14 protein-coding genes are annotated in these 21,984 nt (G+C 53.3%); 7 read left to right on the top strand and 7 right to left on the bottom strand.

Features of this window, described 5'->3' with window-relative positions:
* Positions 1-211 precede the first annotated feature (211 nt).
* On the bottom strand, positions 212-667 hold the full coding sequence (locus tag K334_RS0104690; RefSeq protein WP_036889968.1) for a copper resistance protein NlpE N-terminal domain-containing protein: 456 nt from the start codon (positions 665-667) through the stop codon (positions 212-214).
* 287 nt (positions 668-954) lie between these two features.
* Positions 955-3,963: a PEP/pyruvate-binding domain-containing protein gene (locus K334_RS0104685; protein ID WP_027444588.1), complete on the bottom strand. Its 3,009-nt coding sequence runs from the start codon at positions 3,961-3,963 to the stop codon at positions 955-957.
* Between the two features lie 285 nt (positions 3,964-4,248).
* Here K334_RS0104685 and K334_RS0104680 point away from each other — a divergent pair, with 285 nt between their 5' ends.
* The 3 genes from K334_RS0104680 (at position 4,249) to K334_RS0104665 (ending at position 8,759) form a co-directional block, all read left to right on the top strand.
* The gene (locus K334_RS0104680; RefSeq protein WP_025880376.1) at positions 4,249-4,860 is read left to right on the top strand and encodes a RagB/SusD family nutrient uptake outer membrane protein; all 612 of its coding nucleotides are present in this window, start codon (positions 4,249-4,251) and stop codon (positions 4,858-4,860) included.
* Between the two features lie 987 nt (positions 4,861-5,847).
* The gene (locus K334_RS0104670; RefSeq protein ID WP_248623503.1) at positions 5,848-6,594 is read left to right on the top strand and encodes a helix-turn-helix domain-containing protein; all 747 of its coding nucleotides are present in this window, start codon (positions 5,848-5,850) and stop codon (positions 6,592-6,594) included.
* Between the two features lie 122 nt (positions 6,595-6,716).
* Positions 6,717-8,759 (top strand): TonB-dependent receptor, encoded by a 2,043-nt coding sequence (locus K334_RS0104665; RefSeq protein ID WP_025880379.1) that lies wholly within the window; start codon positions 6,717-6,719, stop codon positions 8,757-8,759.
* 198 nt (positions 8,760-8,957) lie between these two features.
* Here the strand turns inward: K334_RS0104665 and trxA are convergent, their stop codons facing one another.
* Both trxA and dnaE read right to left on the bottom strand, forming a co-directional pair.
* Positions 8,958-9,275, bottom strand: a complete 318-nt coding sequence (gene trxA / locus K334_RS0104660; protein ID WP_021589156.1) for a thioredoxin — start codon at positions 9,273-9,275, stop codon at positions 8,958-8,960.
* Positions 9,276-9,403: 128 nt separating this feature from the next.
* Positions 9,404-13,111, bottom strand: a complete 3,708-nt coding sequence (gene dnaE / locus K334_RS0104655) for a DNA polymerase III subunit alpha (RefSeq protein WP_027444587.1) — start codon at positions 13,109-13,111, stop codon at positions 9,404-9,406.
* 131 nt (positions 13,112-13,242) lie between these two features.
* Between dnaE and K334_RS0104650 the strand changes: the two genes are divergently transcribed.
* The 4 genes from K334_RS0104650 to K334_RS0104635 all read left to right on the top strand — a co-directional run bounded on the left by K334_RS0104650 (position 13,243) and on the right by K334_RS0104635 (position 16,217).
* A complete protein-coding gene (locus tag K334_RS0104650) occupies positions 13,243-13,938 on the top strand; it encodes a phosphatidylserine decarboxylase family protein (protein ID WP_021589193.1) in 696 nt (231 codons plus the stop codon).
* Between the two features lie 2 nt (positions 13,939-13,940).
* Positions 13,941-14,651, top strand: coding sequence for a CDP-alcohol phosphatidyltransferase family protein (locus K334_RS0104645; protein ID WP_025880380.1), 711 nt, complete (start codon positions 13,941-13,943; stop codon positions 14,649-14,651).
* Between the two features lie 64 nt (positions 14,652-14,715).
* Positions 14,716-14,991 carry a DUF4834 family protein gene (locus K334_RS0104640; protein ID WP_025880382.1) on the top strand — a complete coding sequence of 92 codons (276 nt, stop codon included), beginning with the start codon at positions 14,716-14,718 and terminating at the stop codon, positions 14,989-14,991.
* Positions 14,992-15,113: 122 nt separating this feature from the next.
* A complete protein-coding gene (locus K334_RS0104635) occupies positions 15,114-16,217 on the top strand; it encodes an acyltransferase (protein ID WP_025880383.1) in 1,104 nt (367 codons plus the stop codon).
* 209 nt (positions 16,218-16,426) lie between these two features.
* Here K334_RS0104635 and K334_RS0104630 read toward each other — a convergent pair whose 3' ends face one another.
* The 3 genes from K334_RS0104630 to pyrH form a co-directional block, all read right to left on the bottom strand.
* On the bottom strand, positions 16,427-17,905 hold the full coding sequence (locus K334_RS0104630) for a RagB/SusD family nutrient uptake outer membrane protein (protein ID WP_021589121.1): 1,479 nt from the start codon (positions 17,903-17,905) through the stop codon (positions 16,427-16,429).
* Between the two features lie 11 nt (positions 17,906-17,916).
* Entirely contained in the window at positions 17,917-20,937 is a 3,021-nt protein-coding gene (locus tag K334_RS0104625) for a SusC/RagA family TonB-linked outer membrane protein (RefSeq protein WP_025880384.1), read from the bottom strand.
* 334 nt (positions 20,938-21,271) lie between these two features.
* Positions 21,272-21,982, bottom strand: coding sequence for a UMP kinase (gene pyrH, locus K334_RS0104620; protein WP_025880385.1), 711 nt, complete (start codon positions 21,980-21,982; stop codon positions 21,272-21,274).
* Positions 21,983-21,984: the final 2 nt, after the last annotated feature.

The following is a 21,984-nucleotide window of genomic DNA, read 5'->3' as shown; positions in this document are numbered from 1 at the left end:
TAAATCAAAGATGCGCCCAATGGTTTTCTTGCTTTGGACAACATGGAAACGGGTGTTGGCAACAGGATTCCTTTGTGGATGTTCGGACTGTTGTACTAAAAACCGTGAATGAGACGAGCGGTCGGGAGGAAATAAAAGCAAAGTCGCCGACAAACACCGCCGTGCGGCTGTCTGTCAGCGACCATCCATTGTCTTGATCGACGTTGTCGAATTACTTCTTCAGCTTCAAATCGTAGTTCAATTGGGAATCGGCTTCCTCGAACTTGTCGTTCACCATGCGGAGGACGGAGTCGTTGAGCACCTTGAAAAGGACAGCGTCTTCACCCTTGCCGTAGGCTATCTTGTAGAATGTTTCGGGCTGTCCATTTACGTCTTTCTTCACCACTTCCTTCGTTCCGGCGTAGGTTTCGGTCTTGGTTTCCTTACCTTCGTAGGTGACGGTGAGGCGGTAGCCGTTGGTGGAGTCGTTGGCGAGAGCCAAGTCGTACAGCGCCGTGTGGTCGGCGCCTGGGATTTCGCCTGCGAAACGGAGCGAGTCGGCCTGTACGGAGTCGGCCGCCAAGGAATCGACACCCTCGGTGTTGGCTGCGGTCTTGGTGCCTTGATGACATGCCATCAGCACGGTGCCGGCGGCAAAAAGCAGAATTGCGTTTTTAATCTTTACCATAATTTCTCGTATGAATTTTGTATTTCGTGGCAAAAATAGGCAAACTGTTTGACACTGCACGCACATCAAGCTGTAATTAAAGTTAAAACCGCGGCGCAACGATTGGCCCTTGCCTGCATGCAAGGCCGTCGGGAAACGTACAGACATAAAAAAAGGGGCTCCGCTGAGTCCCAATCTTGTTAACCTTAAATCTAATACCATGAAAAACACGATGCAAAGATAGGATGTATTTCGCCTGTTTGCAAATATTATTCCATTATATTCTCATCAAGTTGTGAATTATTGATTTATGTCAAGCAGGCGACCCCTTCTTGTTTCTTTCCGTCCATCAGAATGCGCAACGGCTTGTCGAAACGGACGTGTCGGACGTAGGTCGTCTCTTCTATGGCGGGCATGGCGTCGAGCAGATCCTTGCGGAGCATGCCTCCGTTGTCCGACGCATTCATGTCGATGGTGAAGTAGCCGACGCCGAAACTCGTCAGGTTCTGGAAGAAATGCGTGCCCTGGCTGGGGTCGACCCGATAGTTTTTCAACGCCACTTCCACGATGACGCGTGCCGCACTGATGTGCGGCCACTTCACGGGAATGCCCAGATAGTGGTCGCTGGAGCCCCAGCGGCCCGGCCCGACCAGCACGTAGTTGCCGCCTTGGGCCAGGAACTTCTTGTTCAGACGCTCGATGTCGCCCGCCACGTCATAGTTGTGCATGGCCGAATACTGGTCGTCGAACTTGACATAGACCACGTCCTGCACGTCTTCCATCACGCCGTGGCCCAGCGAGTTATGGCTGCGGAGCAGGCATTTCTCGTCGGGGATGGCCCTCACGTCTTCTTCTATCATCTGCTTGGAGTCGACGATGGGCCGGATTTGCAGCAGGTTGAAGTCGCCTGTGCGGTCGGCGTTGACGTTGCAGGCGAACTCTATCTCGACGGGACGGCGCATGGCGGCCGAGCCGAAAGTCATCGCCATACGCATGAGTTCGGGCAAAGGGAAGACGCCCTGCTGCAAGACCCCGCAGAAGGAGATGACCTTTCGGCCGCCGTCGTAGATTCCGTCGCGGATGATTTGGTCGTAGGGGTCGTAGGTGGAGGCGATGTAATTGAGCGACTGGTCGTCCACCGCTTCCTTCACCTTGAGCGTCCGGATATTGAAACCGTCGTCCACCTTGAACTCGTTGTCGCTGTTTCCCATGTCAAGCGCGTAGAACTGCGTCTGCGTTTCGCGCAGGGCCGTCTCCATCTCGCTGGTCTGCAACACCTGGTCGGGGTGATAGGGGCTGACGCGCAACGTCTGTCCGCCGTCTACGATGTACTTGCCCAGGCCCAATGCCAGTGAGGCGATACCCTCTTCGGCCGTCTCGTCGCCGATGGGATAGTAGTTGAGCGACCGCAAGACGCCACTGATGTTGGGATAGAAGCGGTCGCCATACTGCCGCCCCACCACCTCCTGAAGGATGACGGCCATCTTCTCTTGGTCTATGACGTTGCGGGTGGCGGCCATATAGGCCTTCGAATCCTTGTAATACACTGAGGCATAGACCCCCTTGATGGCACTGGCCAGCATGCGGAGCATGGCATATCGGTCGGCAAGATAGGGTATCATGTAGGTGCTGTAGATACCGGCGAAGGGCTGATAGTGGCTGTCTTCGAGCAGCGAACTGGAGCGGACGGCGATTGGACACTTCACGGCTTCGAAGAAAGTGAAGAAGTCTTCGATGAGTGAATCGGGCAACTGCGCCCGCAGGAAGTGCTTGAGAATCTCGTCATTGTCGGCGTCGCTGAGCGCAATCTGGTAAAGGTTGTTCTGTTCCATGAACTGGTCGAAGAGGTCGGTGCAGAGCACCAGCGTCTTGGGGATGCGCACCGAGACACCCTCGAACTTGTTGAACTCGGGATGCACCTTGACGATGTTGTCCAGAAAGGCCAGGCCACGCCCCTTGCCGCCCAGCGACCCCTCGCCGATGCGGGCGAAGTGGGCGTAGCGGTCGAACTTCGTGCGGTCGAAGATGGCCACGACGCCGATATTCTTCATGCGCCGATACTGTACGATGGCGTCGAAGATGATCTGTCGGTGGGCGCCGACGTCCTGCAACTTGTGCCAGGTGACGGTGCGCAGGAAGGCCGACACCGGGAAAATGGCCCGTGCGCTCAGCCAGCGGCTCATGTGGTTGCGGCTGATGTGATAGAGCATGGAGTCGTCGGGAACCTTGAAGATGTTGTCCTGCAACTCTTTGAGGTTGTGGACGCGCAGGATTTCGGCGTGCGTCGCGGGGTCGCGGAAGATGAAATCGCCGAAGCCCATGTGCTCTTCGAGCATGTTGCGCAGGTCGACGCTCATCTTCTTGGAGTTCTTGTCTACAAAACGGAAGCCCTCGGCCTCGGCCCGCTGCCGGTTGTCGGACTCCGAACTCTCCATGATCAACGGCACGTATTCGTCCAGCTGTCGAATGGCGCGCAGCAGTTTCAGTCCGGCTTCCGGGTCTTTCACGGCCTCGCCGCGTCCATTGGCGGTGGGCAGTTGCGACAGTCGGTCGTCCATGGGGAAGCGGGCGTCGGAGATGACGCCGAGACAGTTGTCCTTGAAACGATTGAACAGCCTCATCGCTTCCTGGTAGTTGCGGGCCAACACCACCTTGGGCCGCCCCCGCATGCGCAAGGTGGCCTGATGACGGTTGAGTGCTTCCGTGGCAAACCGCTTGCTCTGGAGCAATATGTAATTGTAGAGATTGGGGAGGATGGAACTGTAGAAGCGAATGCTGTCTTCCACCAGCAGTATCATTTGCACGCCACCTTTCAGTATGTCGTGCTCGATATTCATCTTGTCCTCAATCAACTTGATGATGGATAGAATAAGATTGGTATTGCCCAACCAGCAGAACACGTAGTCGAAAATGCTCAAATCCTCATCTTGCATGCGACGGGTGATACCATGTGAGAAGGGCGTCAGCACCACACAGTGGATCTTGGGGAACTTCTCCTTGATGGCGCGGGCCACGTCGAAGGCGTCGTTGTCGGCGTTCCCCGGCATGCAGATGACCAGGTCGACCTGCGTCGTGTTGAGAATGACCGACGCTTCCTCGATGGTGCTGACCTGTGTGAACGTGGGGGGATAACGCAATCCCAGCTCCATGTACTCATTGTAAATCTTCTCCTCCACGCGGCCGTCGTCCTCCAACATGAAGGCGTCGTAGGGATTGGCTACAATCAGTACATTATATATACGTCGCATCATCAAATTGACAAACGTGACGTCTTTCAAATAAAATTTGTTGAACTCCTGTGGCAGCTTGTTCTCCATATTGCAACTCTAAAATTCAAAAGCTCTTTGCGCATGTATGTGGCTGCAAAAATAAGCAATATATTTGTAATTGTCTTTGACTTTGGCAAAATACACACGATTCGAAGGCATAAAATGGCGGATGATGACAATCCGATGCCAACAATGCACGGCTATGCCATCCTACTCCTACTATCTCATCCGCACCGACGGGGTCTTCCAAACCGACGCCGAGGCTGCCGCCTACGTCAATGACAAGGGCGAACGCCTGCAACCCAAGGCCCCATCAAGTGGGTCTACAACCAGATGTATGAAACCATGTCGGCCGCCAACAACATCATTTATCACGCGCTTCGGATTCCAGAGACGGAACGTTCCGCAGTGCAGAAGCGTTCCTTGGGCGAAGCCTACTTCATGCGGGCGTTCACCCACTACATGATCGCCTATCGCTACGGTCGCCCCGACAACGGCGTTCCCTTTGTCAAATATGAGGATTTCACCGACTATGCCAAGCAAATCAACGGCATTCCGACCCAGCAAGCCACCGTCATGGACAACTACAAACTGATTGTTGAAGACTTGCAGAAGGCTGCCGACAACCTCGATTGGTTCAAGGATTATTCCACGGACAACTATGGACGTGCCACGAAAGACGCCGCATTGGGCTATATGGTCAAGACCTACGCCTTCTGGGCACAGCACGACAAAGCGCAGTGGCCAAGATTCCGGCTCTTGTCGACAAGATTCAGGACGAAGGCGGCCGTGGAATCAATCGTTTTATCTACCATTTTTAGTATATGTGATATAATTGTCAGGAATGCGAGGGACCCAGTTCAGTTTCAGAACGATTGTCTTCAAATCGGGGCGGTAGGTGAATTGATAGGCAATTCTCTTTTCCCCTTGCTCTGTATAAAGTAGAATAGCGTGCTTGTCACCATAGCTCCAAGTCATCGTTTCCGCTTTATATTCCGCGGTTGTTGCCGACGGATCGCCGACATGGCTGCGTCCTTCGAATTTCATCGTGAGGTGCTCTTGCGGCGTGTACTTTTTCTCTACCCCAAACTCTACGGTGTTGAAATCTTTGTCATCGGCCTTCAAGCCGTGCGACTGATAATAGGCCGACACCCATTTGCCACAAATTATGCCCAGTGGGGCGTGCGTCTGCTTGGTCAGTGTGTATCTTTTATTATTGCAGGTGAAATGAATTTCTTTGTTGATCGTGTCGCATTGAAGTTCTATCTCTTGGTTTTTGTAGGGTGAAATGCGCATTTTGTCAGGACCGTCTTCCTTGAATGAAGCGAACGAAGGCTTTATACTGTCGTCGGGTGTTACGTAGTATAGATAAGCGTGCAACGACGACGTGAAATGAATTTGCACGATGTTACCCGGCGCATTGGTAAATTCCTGCGCCGTCCAGTAGCCTGCCAACTGCATCCGATGGTAGAGATTGTCCTGATTCCGTTCATCACCGTCGTTGTCGGAAGAGCAGGCCGAGAGGCTAAACATCAAGCTCATGAGTGCTCCGAAAAGGAATAGAAGTCTCGTTTTCATATCTTTTATATATTAAAATGTGGATAGTTCGATGTCGCAAAGGTATGGAATTATCAGACAGGTTGCTGCTTGTTGATATTAAATAATATAAAAAGAGGTGGAAAATGAGGCTTTTTATTGTTTTTTTGTTTGCCGGATGATTCTTCAACAGCCTGCCTTGTCAGCATTTCAACATTCTTTCTGCTGTTCCAGCGTTAACGAATCGAAATGACGAATAAGAAAAGTTAGAGTCGATTGTACGTCAAGTCAATCTTGTGTTTTATTCTCTAACTTTGTGAAAGGACTGATTTCAAACGTGAATCAAACTGCTGTGATGTGCGAAAACGATACCGACTTGAATTGAAAGAAGACGTCATGAACATGAAACCTTACCACGCCATACTGCTGTTCGTGCTGCTTCTGGGCGGCGCGGCCTGGGCGGGCATGCGCAGTTATCGGCAGACGCAACGACTGATGGTGGCCGACATGGACCAGGCCTTGGCCCGGACACTGGCCACGAAGCAGGACCGCTGGCTGACCCCCGACACGATAGCCGACTATCGCAGCCATCTGAAGACCGAAGTCTTGCGCCGCCATTCCATCGTGTATTACGCCATGGAGCAGCCCGGCGGCCTTTGCAGCCGGCGGATGGGATGGAAGGGGCAGGACGGAAAGGTGGTTTTTCAGAGTTATGCCAACTGTTCGATGGCCTCGGTGCTGGCCTTGTCCGACCAGCGGCTGCCTTTCTCGCTGTCGGTGACGGCTCTTTTGTGGGCCGTGTTCTCGCTGGCCTATTTCCGTCGGCGGGGCCGCAACCTGATAGTTTTGGGGCGGTTGGCGTTTCGGCAGGATGAAAACAGTTTCTACAATCTCAACGATGAGCCTGTAGGACTGACGCCGATGCAGCACCAACTCATGCGGCTGTTCTTTGAAAAGGCCCGTCATCAACTCGGAAAACAGGAAATCTGCGACGCCCTGTGGCCCAAAAAGCCCGACGCCAGCGACACGCTCTACACGCTCGTCAGGCGGCTGAAGCCTGTCATCGAGAGGCAAGGCGGACTGAAAATCGTGTCGGGGCGAGGAGGAAACTACCGCTTGCTGCCGACGGACAAAGCGCTTTGAGCCGACCTCTATATAGCTGTCTGACATTTGTCGGCAATGAAATGTCAGGCAAATGTCAGTCTCTTTTTTCGTGAAAAACACACTGTCGTCTCTACCTTTGCCCCAAAACAAGGACGCAAAGAATGAGAAACGCTGTTTTATTATTACTGATGAGCATGCCGGCCGCGCCGCTGTGGGCGCAGCAAGAGCGCACCGTGGAGTTGAAGGAAGTGAAGGTCGAGGCGGCCCGGGTGGTGGAACGCGCCGACGGGCGGCTCTATTTGCCTTCCGCCAGGCAGAAGGAAGCCTCGACGAATGGCTACAGTCTGCTTGCCAAAGTGGCGTTGCCTGTCGTCCGAATCGACGAAGTGATGCACACGATTGTGGCACTTGACAATCGTGGAGCCGTGCAAGTGAGAATCAACGGCGTGGTTGCCGACAAGTCAGACCTGCTCGCCCTCAACCCCAAAGAGGTGAAGTCGGTTCATTTTGTGGACAATCCGGGCGTGCGCTATGGGGCTGACATCGCCTGTGTCATCGACATTCGGACCCAGCGCGGCGGCGAGGGCGTGCTCTTGGGGGCCGACTTGAACAACTGCGTTACGGCCCCGCATGGTGATAATAGCCTATATTTCAAGTGGAACAAAGGCCATTCGGAGTTGGGATTGGCCTATAGTTCCAGCTATGTCGACCTGCGTGGAGGCCGTTATCGTGAGGCAGCCGACTATCTGTTGGCCGACGGCACCCACCATCTCATTGCGCGCAAGGACGTCGGCAGTCGAACCCGAAACTTCGACAACAGCCTGGATTTGGTCTACAATCTGGCCGATTCGGCCACCTACGTGTTGCAAGCCAAGCTCTCCGGTGCCTTTTCGTATGCGCCGCGCAATACTGTCGACCGGCTGTTTGCGGAGAGTGGACAGGCTGACAAGATGGTGCGAATGATGAATAAGGACAGGAGCTTTACGCCCGTTCTCGACCTTTATCTCTTTCGTCGGCTTGGTTCCAAGCGGTCGGTCACGGCCAATGTGGTGGCAACGGCCATCTCCACGGACGCCGCTCGTGCCCACAATGAGGGTGGGGCGTATGCCTACGATGTCGACGGCAATACGTGGTCGCTCACGTCGGAGGCCATCTACGAGCGTCAGTTGACAGCTGCCAAACTGTCATTCGGCGTGAACCACCAGTTGAAATACACCCGCAACGTCTATTCTGGCTCCGTGGCGTCGGCCAACGGCATGCACCGCAGCCTGCTGTATGGCTTCGGCGAACTGAAAGGAAGGTGGCGGAAGTGGAGCTACGTGGCCGGTCTGGGCGTGAGCAACGTGCGCTATCGGCAGGACGACACCCACTATTCCTTCTGGCTGTTTCGTCCGAAAGCCTCTCTGAGCTATGCTTTGACCGACGGACTGACGGCCGGCTACACGTTTGAAATCAGTCAACACACTTCCCAAATAGCCATGGTTAGCGACACACGGATACGCACCAATTCGATGGAATGGACGGTGGGCAACCCGCGTATCAAGCCCAATGCCGTGCAGACGCATGCCATTCGGCTGGCCTACAACACACCACGGTTCCATTCAAGCGTGGACATGGAGTACTGGCGCCATTCTTCTTGCAACATGGCCAGCTATGAACGGGGCGCTGACAATCAGTTCTATTACACGCAGAAGATGCAGCCCGGCATTGCGATGTTCTATGTATCCAATTATACAATGGTGGATTTGATTCCCGAACGGCTGTCGTTGAGCGTCAACGGAGGTGTGTATCGTTTCATCAATCGTGGCGACAACTACCGGCATTACCTGACCGCCTGCAACTACGGCGGCAGTCTTCAAGCCTATCTGGGACGCTGGACATTGACGGCCAATGCCGACAACGGCTGGAAGTTCATGGAGGGGGAGACGTGGAACCGACAAGGACATGCCGTCTATCTGACGTGCAGTTGGCGTGTGGGCAACTGCCGCGTGTCGCTCTATTGGCAGCACCCGTTCGAGAAGAATCCGAAGGAGAGCCACGCGGAGTTGGTCAATTCGCTCATTCACAAGCGGATGACGACGCGCAGCCACGACCTGGGCAACATGCTGCATCTGGGCTTTACGTGGAAATTCGGCAAGGGAAGGCGGTATCGCGACATAGAGCGGAGGCTGCAAAACAAGGACAGGCAGACCGGCATTCTCTGACGTTGGAAAACAAAGAAGCCATATCATGCCTGTGAAAGGGCTGATATGGCTTTCCAAAAGCATGGCGACGGGCTTCCCAAAGCACAGCTTTCAGAAGCTGAAAGCACAGCGGTTGGCTGCTGAAAGCACAGCGGTCAGGCCGTGAAAGCGGGCCTGTTGGAAATCCATCGATATGCCGTGACTTGTCGAGAGGGCGGCTTAGCCGAGCAAAGCCTTGAACTTCTCTTCAATCTTGTCTCTGCTGGCAGCGCCTACGAACTTGTCGACGAGCTGGCCACCCTTGAAGAACAGGATGGTGGGAATGTTGCGAACACCGAACTCCATGGCGATGTCGTCGTTCTCCTCGACGTCGCATTTGCCCACGACAATCTTGCCGTCGTAGTCGTTCGCAAGTTCGGAAATGATGGGGGCGAGCATACGGCAGGGTCCGCACCATGTAGCCCACAAGTCAACGACCAATGGCAATTCGCCATTCTTGTAACTCTCGAAGTTCTCTGTTGTGATTTTTACTTCCATTTTGTTTGTTTTTTTTATGATGAAATGATGTTTGAATTGATATAGTTGAATCTATATGTCATTGCAAAAGCCGTATTCCGAAGTGCGGAACCGATGGAGAGGATTGGGTAAAGACCATGCCAAAATCTTCAATTGATGCAGTATTCCATGGCGGGATTGGCCTCGATGTAGGCGATGAGGTTGTTTTTGATGTCAACCTCCTTGCTCTTCGATCGGAGGACGAGCCGCGATTTGTGTTCGTCATCGATGATTTGGACGTATAGTTGGGTCTTGCCCGGGTTCTCGCTGATGATGGTGTTCAGGTCGTTTACCAGCGTGTCGTCGATGGCGTTGCGGTTGATGGTGATGGTAATCTTCTCCAATCGGTTTTCCTTCACGTCCTGAAGGAACTGTATGTTCTGCACTTTGAAGTCGTAGTAGTTGCCGTTCTGGTAGGGTTGCATGCACTTGGCGGTGATGTAGACCGAGCACCCTATCGTCAGCATGCCGCTCCATCGTCCCCAGTCTTCGCCGAAAAGCGCCAGCTCTCCCGCGCTTTCGTAGTCCTCGATGGTGACGATTCCGAACGGTTTTCCCGTCTTGGTGAACTTCGATTTCACGCCGGTGATAATGCCGCTGACCGTTATTTCATTCTTCAAAGCCAAGGCCGGCTTGTCCCCAAGCTCCGCGCAATGCGTGTTGCTCATGTGCTTGACGATGATGGAATAGTCGTCGAGTGGGTGGGCCGAGAGGTAGATACCGACGAGTTCGCGCTCCTTGTTCAGCCGTTCTATCGTGCTCCATTCCTCTGCCTGTGGGACGGGGGGATGGGCGATGGCCACCTCCTCCACGCCTCCGAACAAGGAAGTTCGGGCTTCGTTCTGCTCCTGTTGGAAGAGCTGGCCATAGTGGACGAGCGTGTCGAGGAACACTTCGCCCTTGCTGTTGACGCCGAGATATTGCTCGCGGCGAAGCCCGAAGCAGTCGAAACCTCCGCTCAATGCCAGCGACTCGAATGCTTTCCGGTTGACATTGGTGAAGTCTACGCGTTCCGCAAAATTGAAAATGTCCTTGAACGGGCCGTTTTCGTCGCGCTCCTTGATAATCGACAGGGCCGCCGCTTCGCCCATTCCTTTGATGGCTGCCATGCCGAATCGAATCTCACCGTTCTTGTTTACGCCGAAATTGCTGAAGCTTTCGTTCACGTCCGGGCCGAGCGTTGGAATGCCCAAAGCCTTGCATTCGTCCATCAACTTGGTGATTTCCTTGATGTCGCTCTTGCGTCTTGTCAGGAGGGCGGCCATGTATTCGGCGGGATAGTGGGCCTTCAGGTAGGCCGTCTGATAGGCCACCCACGAGTAGCAGGTGGCGTGTGACTTGTTGAAAGCGTAGGAAGCGAACTTCTCCCAGTCGCCCCATATCTTCTCCAGGACGGCCGGGTTGTGGCCGTTCGCCTTGCCCTGCGCGATGAATTTCGGTTTCATGGCGTCGACGATGGCCTTCTTCTTCTTGCCCATCGCCTTGCGCAATGCGTCGCTTTCGCCACGGGTGAAGTTGGCCAACTGGCGCGAGAGCAACATCACCTGCTCCTGATAGACCGTAATGCCATACGTGTCTTTCAGGTATTTCTCCATGCAAGGGATGTCATATTTCACCAATGACGGGTCGTTCTTGCGCTTGATGAAGTCGGGGATGTAGTCCATGGGCCCCGGGCGATAGAGGGCGTTCATGGCGATGAGGTCTTCAAAGACGGTGGGGTGAAGCTCCCGCAGATACTTTTGCATGCCGGGAGATTCGAACTGGAATGTTCCGATGGTGCGACCTTGCTGGTACAGCTGATAGGTAAGCTCGTCGTCAATGGGTATTTTCTCCAGGTCGACGATGTCGCCGGTCGTCTGCCTGACGTTCTTGCAGGCCTCCTTCAGCTCCGACAAGGTCTTCAAGCCGAGGAAGTCCATCTTGATGAGTCCTGTCGACTCGATGACATGGCCGTCATATTGCGTCACCGCCGTCTTCAATCCCGGATAGTCGGGGTCGGCCGCGGTCGAAACGGGCACCCAGTCGTCGATGGGGTTGCGGCAGATGATGAAGCCGCAGGCGTGAATGCCCGTCCCCCTGACGGTGCCTTCCAGCATTTTGGCATACTTGATGGTGTTTCTTTCGCGCAGGTCGACCGACGCTTCCGCCTCGCGAAGCTCCGGCGTGCACTTGATGGCATTCTTCAGATTCATCTTCAGGCCGTCGGGCAGGCGGTCGGGAATGGCTTTGCACAGCGCGTTCGACTTGTCCAGCGGCAGCTTCTCCACGCGGGCGACGTCCTTGATGGAGTTCTTGGTGGCCATGCTGCCATAGGTGATGATGTGCGCGCAGTTCTCATGGCCGTACTTGTCCATGACCCAGCGCAGCACTTTGCCACGTCCGTCGTCGTCGAAGTCGGTGTCTATATCGGGCAGATTCACGCGGTCGGGGTTGAGGAAACGCTCGAACAGCAGGTCGTATTTCAGCGGATCGATCTTCGTAATGCCCAGACAGTAGGCCACCACAGAGCCGGCTGCCGAGCCGCGGCCCGGTCCGACCATCACGCCAAGCTCTTCCCGTGCCGCTTTGATGAAGTCCGACACGATGAGGAAGTAGCCCGGGAAGCCCATCGTCTTCATCACGTGCAGCTCGAAGTTGATGTGTTCCTTCACATTCTCGGGCAGCGGGTCGCCATACAGCTCCTTGGCGCCATCGTAAGCGAGCTTGGCCAGGTAGTCGGCCTCGAACTTGATGCGATATATTTTCTCATAACCGCCGAGACGTTCAATGACCTTCTGTCCATCTTCCGGTGACATTTGGTTTTCTCCGTTTTCGTCGGTTGTGAACTCGTTGTACAGGTCTTGCTCTGAGAACTTCGCCTCCCACTGGGCTTCGGTGCCGAAATCTTCGGGTATGGGGAAGAAGGGCATGATGGGACCGTGGTCTATGCTGTAGGTCTCCACCTTGTCCAATATCTCCAAAGTGTTGGACAATGCTTCGGGAATGTCGGCAAACACCTCGTTCATCTCTTCGCGCGTCTTGAACCATTCCTGCTTGCTGTAGCGCATGCGGTTGGGGTCGTCCAGGTCTTTTCCCGTGGCCAGGCAGAGCAGATGGTCGTGGGCCTCGGCCGTTTCCTTGTCCTCGAAGTGGCAGTCGTTGGTGCAGACCAGCTTGATTCCGTACTCCTTGGAAAACTCCATGAGCACTTTGTTCACCTTCTGCTGCAGCGGATAGGCCTCGCGGTTGGCCAAGATGGATGGATCCTTCACCTCGTGGCGTTGCAGCTCAAGGTAATAGTCGTCGCCGAACACGCGTTTGTACCATTCGCAGGCCTCGCGCGCGCCGGCAATGTCTTCTTTCAATATCTTTCTGGGCACCTCGCCGGCCAGACATGCCGTGCAGATGATGAGGTCTTCGTGGTATTTCTCCAAGTCGGCCCGGTCGGTTCGGGGGCGATAGTAGTAGCCGTCCAGCCACGAGCGGCTGACCAGTTTGATCAGATTCTTGTAGCCGTTGTAGTTCTTGGCCAGCACGATGAGGTGGTAGCCGCTGTTGTCTCCATTCTCCTTCACCATGTCTTCCTTGCGGTGGCGGGCCACATACATCTCGCAACCGATGATGGGTTTGAAAGGTTCGAGCCCGTCTTTCTTGCGCTGCTTGTTGACACTGCCGCAGTAATCGACGAACTCCTTGATACCGAACATGGCACCATGGTCGGTGATGGCCATGCCTTTCATGCCGTCGTTGATGGCTTTGTCTACGAGATAAGGTATCTTGGACTGCCCGTCGAGAATAGAGTATTGGGTGTGAACGTGGAGGTGAACAAAATCTTCCATCATGTGAAAAAGCTATTGAGCGCACTAAGTTACGCCGAAATTCCGACCTGACAAAAGAATAATTGTAAAAATTTGTGGAAGCAACAAAAAACCACTACCTTTGCAACTGATTCGAATCGAAAGCCTCATTTATGATTAAGATTAAGAAGAAGCTCAAGAAGATACGTATCCATCGTGAAGGTACTGATCAGCTCGTCTATAGCTTTATTGCTATCGCAGCGATAGCTCTATTATTATACCGCCTTGACAATAAGATTCCCTTCTGGTCCTTTCTCGTTTTATGTACGGCGCTCTACGGCGTTGTCGTCAACTTCTATCGTTGTCCCATTCGCTGTTTCTCTGAAACGGATGATACTGACCATCTCGTCGTAGCCCCTGCCGACGGACGCATCGTCGTGATAGAAGAAGTGGAGGAGAACGAATATTTTCACGACCGTCGCCTGATGATCAGCATATTCATGAGTCTTTTCAACGTGCATGCCAACTGGTTTCCCGTGGATGGCAAGGTGAAGTCGGTGGTGCACAAGGACGGCAACTACCATAAGGCATGGCTTCCGAAGGCCAGCGAGGAGAACGAGCATGCCGACATCATGATAACGACGCCGGACGGAGTGGACGTGCTTTGCCGACAGATAGCCGGTGCCATGGCACGGCGTATCGTCACCTATGCCAAAGAGGGCGAGGATTGCTATATCGACGAGCACTTGGGCTTCATCAAGTTGGGAAGTCGCGTCGATGTCTATCTGCCGATTGGGACGGAAGTCTGTGTCAAGATGGGGCAGGCTACGACCGGTGACCAGACCGTCATCGCCAAGTTGAAAGGATGACGATGAACTTCAAAAAACATATTCCTAACAGTATAACGTGCTGCAACCTGATTTCGGGTTGCATCGCCACGTCCTTTGCTTTTACCGGCGACACTACGCTGGCTTTGGCTTTTGTCATCCTGGGCGCCGTCTTCGACTTTTTCGACGGCATGGTGGCCCGTCTGCTCCATGTTTCATCGCCCATTGGCAAGGAGTTGGACTCCCTGGCAGACGACATTACATTTGGTTTGGCACCGTCTACGATGGTTTTCTTCGAGTTGTATTCGCTGGATTATCCTTCGTTTCTGGAGCCTTTGCGCGACATCCTGCCTTTCTTCGCTTTCGTGATGGCTGCCTTCTCGGCCTTACGGCTGGCCAAGTTCAATCTTGACGAGCGTCAATCAACCGGGTTCATCGGTCTTCCGACACCGGCGAACGCCCTTTTCTGGGGGTCGTTGCTGGTCTATGGCCATGGTTGGTTCGAAAATCAGCATGGCGGCGTCATCATATTGTTGTTGCTGATTGTGCTGAGCTGCTATCTGCTGGTGGCCGAAATTCCCATGTTTGCCTTGAAGTTCAAGCATTGGGGATGGAAAGGCAATGAACTGAAATACGGTTTCGTCGGCCTCTCCGTGGTCCTTTTGGCGATTTTCGGTCTGTTGGAAGCCTGGTGGATTGTCATCGCCTGCTATGTCGTCGTGTCGGTATTTGCCAACAAGGTGTGCAAGGCATAGTTGCTTCTCTGTAGTTTGGTGAGTGTGATTCGCGTTCCCTGAATGTCAAGAAAACAATTGAATCATGATATTACTCAAGTTCTTCGCTCTGGTTCTCCTTGTCATGTTGCTCATGGCGGTGGTGTTTTTCTGGAACATCATCAAGACTTTCTTCCACCTCTTCAGGCAGGTGAAGCGTGGCTTGGGCGGTGAAGAGGCTGCGCGGAACACCTATCGCGGGCAAAACCGCAGGCGTCAGTCCGACCACGAGTCGGTCATCGACCGGCGCAGTCCCGAAGAAGCCAACCAAAAGATATTTTCCAAAGACGAAGGGGAGTATGTAGATTATACAGAAGAGTAGCCTTTTCCTTGTATATATGGCTCTGGCGACGGACCCATTCTCTGTTTTTAGGCAGAAGTGGCCCAACCATTAGATATTGTCAATGAAGTCCCGAGTTCTCACCGGGCAAGAATCAATTACCTATGAAAGAAAAAACTTCCAACCGAATTGTCTTTTTGGATTATGTGCGTGTGTTTGCGTGCTTTCTGGTTATGCTGGTACATGCCAGCGAGAATTACTATCCAGGCCCCGGTTCCACGGATATGGCCGGGCCACAGGCTATGCTTGCCAATGAGGCCGACCGTCTGTGGGTGTCGGTCTATGACGGTTTTTCGCGCATGTCGGTGCCTTTGTTCATGATTGTATCGGCATTCTTGCTTGCGCCGATGAAGGATGGACAGACCATGAAGGCATTTTATCGCCGTCGTTTCACAAGGGTGTTGCCGCCGTTTCTTGTTTTCATGGTCCTTTACAGTACGTTGCCCCTGTTGTGGGGACAGATAGACCTGTCTACCTCATTGACCGATCTTGCCCGTATTCCGCTCAATTTCCCGACGTTGGCAGGCCATTTGTGGTTCCTCTATCCACTCATCAGCCTTTATCTCTTCATCCCAATCGTGTCGCCTTGGCTTCGCAATGCCACAGCCAAGGAGGAGCGGTTCTTCATCTTGCTGTTTTTGGCGTCATCGTGCATGCCTTATCTGAACCGTTGGTTTGGTGAAGTGTGGGGGCAATGCTTCTGGAATAAGTATCACATGTTGTGGTATTTCTCCGGTTATCTGGGCTATTTGGTGCTGGCCCATTACATTCGGGTACATCTTGATTGGACGGTAACCCGTCGTTTGTTCGTTGGAACGGCGTTGACCCTGGTCGGAGCGGTGCTCACCATTCTGTCGTTCTACGTGCAGGCTGTACCGGGCGTGTTGTTGGTTACGCCCGAATTGGAGATAGGTTGGTCATTCTGCACCATCAATTGCGTGATGCTTACTGCGGGAGCGTTCCTGCTCTTTACTTGCATCCAAGGGCGATCGGCTCCTCGTTTCATCCTCGATTTGTCGAAACTCAGCTTCGGCATGTATCTCATGCACATCTTCTGGCTTGGTTTCTGGGTTATGATTTACAAGGAAACGCTCTCGCTTCCCACCGTAGCCGCCATTCCCTGCATGGCCGTCAGCACCTTTGTCTGCTGCTATCTCACGACAAAGCTCGTTTCATATCTGCCGGGAAGCAAGTGGATTATTGGGTGAGGCTTTCGCTGAATCCTTTCTTGCAAACGAAAAACGCACCATGTCCATCCTCTGTCTTTATTTTGACAGGGTGTTGACATGGTGCGTTTATCTTGAGGTGGCACGCATTCCCACCTGTTTGCAATGTGTTTCGTTCAGGTTGTTGGTGGGTCTGCTTTCTTGATGGTAGGCCGGGCGTCAATTGCGCCCGGCCATGGGCACTTGTTCCGTTATGATTTGGGAGCAGGGTTTTGGACGATTTCCCCTTTGCTGATGTCGATTTCGATTTGCGGGATGGGCAATACTTCCGCCCCTTGCTTGAAGTTCTTGAAGACCTTGGGGCCCCAGCCGACTCTCACCACATCGAAAAAGCGGAATCCTTCCATGCCAAATTCCAGGTGGCGCTCGTTCATCAAGTCTTCAAAAAGCTGTTCGCCCGTCGACGCGATGTCCGCCAGTTTCGCACGGTTTCGCACCTTGTTGATGTATGTCCTGGCTTCTTTCTCGTCGCCAGTCAAGGCACATGCCTCTGCATAGTTGAGATAGACTTCGGCCAGACGAATCAGTTTATGGTTCAAAGGCTGGTTGTTGCCACGGTTCTCTTCCCTTTCTCCCGGCTTCAGGTAGAGTTTGCGGTTGTAGAATCCGGTTCGGTCGCCGGTTAACGGGTCCACTTCTCCATACGCGGCCTTCTCTATCTCGACAGCTTCTTGGCTCGACAGCAGCGTAGCTTGCTTGCGAATCTTATCTCCGGCCTTGTCATAGGCTTCGGCGAGCGACTTCGTTGGCTGTGCCACACCAAATCCGATGGTCAGATTCCTGGGCATGGACATCAGTACATGGCGGTTTCCGTTGTTCACGTTCCATGCTCCTAAAGTACGAGAGTCGTACATGTTCACCTCCAGAATCGACTCGGAACAGTGTTCGCCGGCAAGCAGGAACTGGAACTTGTAGTCGTCCACCAGTGAATATTCGTTGAGGGCAAACAGTTTCTTGGCCGCATCTTTCACCTGGTCGTATTTCTTTTCATACAGACACACGCGTGTCAGCATGGCATAAGCGGCTCCCTTGGTGATTCTTCCGGCATAGGTTGCCATGTCTATATCCTTCTTTGAGGGCAGTATGGCTGCCGCTTCATTCAGGTCTTTCTCGATGGCGGCATACACGTCTTCGACCTTGGACCGTCCGAGCCGCTTGTGGTCAAGCTCCAGAACGTCCGTATAGAGCGGTACGGCACCGAAAGTCTTCACCAGTTCAAAGTAAGAGTAGGCGCGAATGAACTTCGCCTCACCTATCATTTGGTCTCTGTTGTAGGTCTTGAACAAGGATTTGTCCGCCGCTCCAAAGTCGCGTATCACGAGGTTGGCCTTGTTGATGCACTGATAGGTCTGCGAATATTTGTTCAAGATTTCGTTATGGTCAGCCGGATACTGATAGTTCTCCATCAAGGTGAACGTGGCGGCGTCGTTGTCGGAGCCGCTGTATGTCGCGTCGTCGGACAGAACGTCGCCAAACGCGATGGTAGACCACGTATATCGGAAGTCCTTCATGTCGGAATATACGGCTGCCAGACGCAGGAAAGCCTGTTCCTCGTTTTCCATTTTGCCGGCTGTAGCCCTTCCCAAAGGCTCCAAGTCCAAGTCGACACAACTGCTGAATGATGTCAAGACTGCAAGCGCAATCCCGGCAATGAGTTTATTTGTTTTCATAATAATTTCAGTTAAAAAGTAATGTTTACACCTCCGGTTATCACTCTCGACTGCGGATAGATACCATAGTCAATGCCCCTTGTCAATGAAGTGGACTGTCCAACTTCCGGATCCAGGCCACTGTAGCTGGTGAAAGTGAGCAGATTCTGTCCACTGACATAGATTCGGGCACTTTGAAGCATGAGCTTTCTTGTCAGCGTCGCAGGCAGTTTGTAGCCCAGTTGTACGTTGCGCAGGCGCAGATAGGTACCGTTTTCAATGTAGCGGTCGGAGAGTCTGTTGTTGTTATTGTAGTCGGCAGCGGCCAGACGGGGTATGTTCGTGTTTTTGTTGGTCGGTGTCCAATAGTTCAGCAAGGCCTTGTCCTTGTTGGTGATGTCCGTCAGGCTGTAGGTATAAAGCCGCAAGGCATTGAAAATCTTGTTGCCGATTGTTCCTCCGAACTGGAGACTCAGGTCGAAGTTCTTCCAACTCATGCCGACATTGAAGCCATAGATGACGGCAGGAATCGGATTGCCGATCATGCGTTTGTCCTTTTCATTCAGCATGCCGTCATTGTTGGTGTCGACAAACAGCACGTCGCCTAACTGCGCATTGGGCTGGAAGCCGGCCTTCTTGACTTTCTTCAACTGTTCTTCCGTTTGAATCAGTCCGTCGGTGACATATCCCCAGAAGGCTCCGATGGGCATGCCCTCGTTGGTGTAGGTGGCATATTGCTGCCGGAGAACGCCCGACGCGATGGGTGTGCCGCCGTTGAGCTTGGTCATTCTGTTGCGGATGGTAGAAAGGTTGAGGCCTATGTTGTATTCAAAGTCTTTCACCTTGTCGCGCCATTCCATGTTCATCTCGATACCCCGGTTGTTGGCCGCGCCGATGTTGGTGTAGGTGTTGTAGTTGTAGCCCATGTATTTCGGCATGGGAGCTGCCAGGAGCATGTCTTTGGTGGTCTTGTAGTAATACTCGAAGCTGAGCATGAGCCGGTTGTTGAAGAATGTCGCGTCGAGTCCCACGTTCGTTGACTCCGTGGTTTCCCACTTGATGTTGGGATTCCCCAGTCTTGTTACGGCTATTCCCTGGTAGAGCGTCTCCTTGGTGCCGAAGAGTGCTCCGTATTGTGCCCACAACGACAGCAGACTGCGGTCCAGGTAGCTGTCGATGTTCTGGTTGCCGATCTGCCCCCAGCCGAGTCTCAGCTTCAATGACGATATCCAGTTGGCGTTCAGTTTCTTGAAGAAGTTCTCATTGTCGATTCTCCATCCCAAGGCAAATGAGGGGAAGTTGCCCCAGCGGTTCTTCTTGGCGAACTTCGACGAGCCGTCCCGTCGGAAGGAAACGGTCAGCAGATAGCGGTTGTCGAAGTCGTAGTGCATGCGACCCAGATACGAAATCATGGCATACTCCGAACCGTTGTTCGTGCCTGTGGTCTTGTTTCGTTCTAGGGTGGCGTCGATATAGCGCAGATTGGGTGCCTCACCGATGAGATGCAGGCCGGTCAGGCCAAAGCTCTCGCGCTTTCCCCACTCGTTGGTGTAGCCGGCCATCAGGTTCAGATGGTGTTTTTGGGCAAATGTCCTGATGAAGGTCAGCGTATTCTCGAACGTGTAGTAATTGCCGTTCACCTGTCCTTTGTACAGACTGTTCTCCGTATTCTTCTGACTGTTCGATACGTAATAGACTGGGGTGAAGCTGGAAGCTTCGTTTCGTCTGATTTCCGCGCCGAAACTACTCTTGAACTTCAAGCCTTTCCAAAACTCGATTTCGCCATAGATGTTGCCAATGACGGCCAGGTCTTTGGCGTGTTGGTCATTATAAACGATGTCTGCCAGCGGATTGTAATAGTCGATGTAGGGCGAGGAGCCGTAAGTGCCGTCTGCTTTTTGGGCGGGAACGACGGGTTCTACGCGGATGGCGTTGCTTATCACGCCGTAGTCGGCGTCATACAGTCCGGAATTGTTGTACTCATTGATACCTGCCGAATTCGATTTGGCTATGGACAGGTTTGTTCCAACCACAAAGTGGTTCTTGATGACCGTCTTTTCCGAGTTGAGGCGCAGGTTGATGCGTTCGTAGTTGGTCTTCTTGATGGTTCCTTCCTGTTTCAGGTAGTTCGCGCCGAGGTTGTATTTGTAGTCATCCGCTTTGCCGGCGCTGATGCCTATGCTGTAGTCCTGCATGAACGCACTTCGCGAGATGGCCTTCATCCAGTCGGTCGACGTGTTTCTGTCCACCAACTTGAGATTCAGCTCGTTTACACCTTCGGCAGCTCTCACCTTGTTGATGGCCGACTGTAGGTCATACCATTCGGGACCGGTCAGCAAATCGAGGTTGTTCAGGAGTTTGCTCGTGCCCCAATAGGCGTTGAAGGTGACGGTCGGTTTGCCAACGGCTCCCTTTTGCGTCGTAATGAGGATGACGCCGTTGGCTCCTCTGGACCCGTAGATGGCCGAAGCCGAAGCGTCTTTCAGTATTTCCATCGACTGGATGTCCGATGTACTCAGATAGCTGATGTCGGTCACGGGCATTCCATCGACCACGTACAGCGGTTCGGCGTCGTTCACGGTGCCTACACCACGAATGCGGATGGTGGAGGAAGAGCCGGGAGAACCGGAGTTTGACGTGACGGATACGCCCGAAGCCAAGCCTTGCAGGGCCGAAGCCACGTTGGCTACGGGCTGTTTGTTCAGCTGTCCCTGACCGACGGACGCGATGGCACCGGTGATGTCGCTTTTCTTCATGGTTCCATAGCCTACGACGACAACTTCATTCAGGCTGCGCTGGTCTTCCAAAAGCACAATCCGCAAGGGCTGTTTGCCGGTGACGGCAACGCTCTGTGTGACGTATCCGATGTACGAGATCGTCAAAGTGGCCGAAGGCGGTACGTTGGCAATCCTGAACTTGCCGCTCAAGTCGGTCACGGCACCATTGTCGGATTTGCCTACGCGGACACTCGCGCCGATAATCGGCTCCCCGTTGCTGTCTGTCACGACGCCGTTGACAACCTGCTCAGCCTGTGTCACAGTCTGGGCTTGCATGGATACGGCTGTCAGAGGCATTCCCAATGCCAGGCATAAAGCCAACAGCCATTTTTTCTTACAACACAGAATCATAATTAATAAGGTTAAAATGGTTAGTGTATTTAAAAAAAGAACGAAGGTATAGAATCGATTACTTAGGTTTCGGTCAACGTAAGCTCTACGCCAAGAGATGACACAAAGATAGGAAAAAGCAGATGAAAGTTTATACAATTCTTATGTGTTTAACGCTTTTTAATACAGCGTTGCCAAACATGAACGCACCTTGGGCGCCTCTGTCGCAGGCTCGCCAAGGTGCGTCGGTTGTGAAAGGGTGCGTCACAAGGGGCTTCGCTCAGTTGTGTACCAGCGTTCCGATGTCCTCGCCGTCCATCACTTTCTTCAGATTTCCTGCGATGTCCATGTTGAAAACGTAGATGGGCAGGTCGTTCTCTTTGCACATGGTGGTGGCCGTGAGGTCCATCACCTTCAATCCACGGGTGTAGATTTCGTCGTAGGCGATGTCCTTGAACTTCGTGGCGGTCGGATCCTTCTCCGGGTCGGCCGTGTAGACACCGTCCACGCGCGTGCCTTTCAGCATGACGTCGGCCTCGATTTCAATGCCTCGGAGCGAACTTCCGGTGTCGGTGGTGAAGTAGGGGCTGCCCGTTCCAGCCGAGAAGATGCACACATAGCCGGCTTCCATCGCTTCGATGGCTTTCCATTTGTTGTAAAATTCGCCGATAGGTTCCATGCGGATGGCCGTCAACACTTTTGTCTTCACGCCGATGGCGCCCAGTGCACTGCTCAACGCCAGCGAGTTGATGACCGTCGCGCACATGCCCATCTGGTCGCCTTTCACGCGGTCGAAGCCTTTCTGGCTGCCACTCAGGCCACGGAAGATGTTGCCACCGCCTATCACGATACCAATCTGCACGCCCATTTCGTGCACTTCCTTAATCTGTCTGGCGTAGTCGGCAAGGCGTTCCGGGTCGATACCGAAATGCTGTTGCCCCATCAGACTCTCACCACTGAGCTTCAATAATATTCTTTTAAATCTTGCCATGA

The sequence above is a fragment of the Segatella baroniae DSM 16972 = JCM 13447 genome (genome assembly GCF_000426585.1).
In the GTDB taxonomy this organism is placed as follows: Bacteria; Bacteroidota; Bacteroidia; order Bacteroidales; family Bacteroidaceae; genus Prevotella; species Prevotella baroniae.
This window is presented reverse-complemented; position numbering and strand designations above follow the sequence as displayed.

What these genes read in the sequence shown, in the direction of transcription:
- K334_RS0104635 (WP_025880383.1), top strand. Translation starts at nt 15,114, where the DNA reads ATGAAAGAAAAAACTTCCAACCGAATTGTCTTTTTGGATTATGTGCGT.
- trxA (WP_021589156.1), bottom strand. Translation starts at nt 9,275, where the DNA reads ATGGAAGTAAAAATCACAACAGAGAACTTCGAGAGTTACAAGAATGGC.
- K334_RS0104650 (WP_021589193.1), top strand. Translation starts at nt 13,243, where the DNA reads ATGATTAAGATTAAGAAGAAGCTCAAGAAGATACGTATCCATCGTGAA.
- pyrH (WP_025880385.1), bottom strand. Translation starts at nt 21,982, where the DNA reads ATGGCAAGATTTAAAAGAATATTATTGAAGCTCAGTGGTGAGAGTCTG.
- K334_RS0104685 (WP_027444588.1), bottom strand. Translation starts at nt 3,963, where the DNA reads ATGGAGAACAAGCTGCCACAGGAGTTCAACAAATTTTATTTGAAAGAC.
- K334_RS0104645 (WP_025880380.1), top strand. Translation starts at nt 13,941, where the DNA reads ATGAACTTCAAAAAACATATTCCTAACAGTATAACGTGCTGCAACCTG.
- K334_RS0104680 (WP_025880376.1), top strand. Translation starts at nt 4,249, where the DNA reads ATGTATGAAACCATGTCGGCCGCCAACAACATCATTTATCACGCGCTT.
- K334_RS0104630 (WP_021589121.1), bottom strand. Translation starts at nt 17,905, where the DNA reads ATGAAAACAAATAAACTCATTGCCGGGATTGCGCTTGCAGTCTTGACA.
- K334_RS0104665 (WP_025880379.1), top strand. Translation starts at nt 6,717, where the DNA reads ATGAGAAACGCTGTTTTATTATTACTGATGAGCATGCCGGCCGCGCCG.
- K334_RS0104670 (WP_248623503.1), top strand. Translation starts at nt 5,848, where the DNA reads ATGAACATGAAACCTTACCACGCCATACTGCTGTTCGTGCTGCTTCTG.
- K334_RS0104690 (WP_036889968.1), bottom strand. Translation starts at nt 667, where the DNA reads ATGGTAAAGATTAAAAACGCAATTCTGCTTTTTGCCGCCGGCACCGTG.
- K334_RS0104640 (WP_025880382.1), top strand. Translation starts at nt 14,716, where the DNA reads ATGATATTACTCAAGTTCTTCGCTCTGGTTCTCCTTGTCATGTTGCTC.
- dnaE (WP_027444587.1), bottom strand. Translation starts at nt 13,111, where the DNA reads ATGGAAGATTTTGTTCACCTCCACGTTCACACCCAATACTCTATTCTC.
- K334_RS0104625 (WP_025880384.1), bottom strand. Translation starts at nt 20,937, where the DNA reads ATGCAAGCCCAGACTGTGACACAGGCTGAGCAGGTTGTCAACGGCGTC.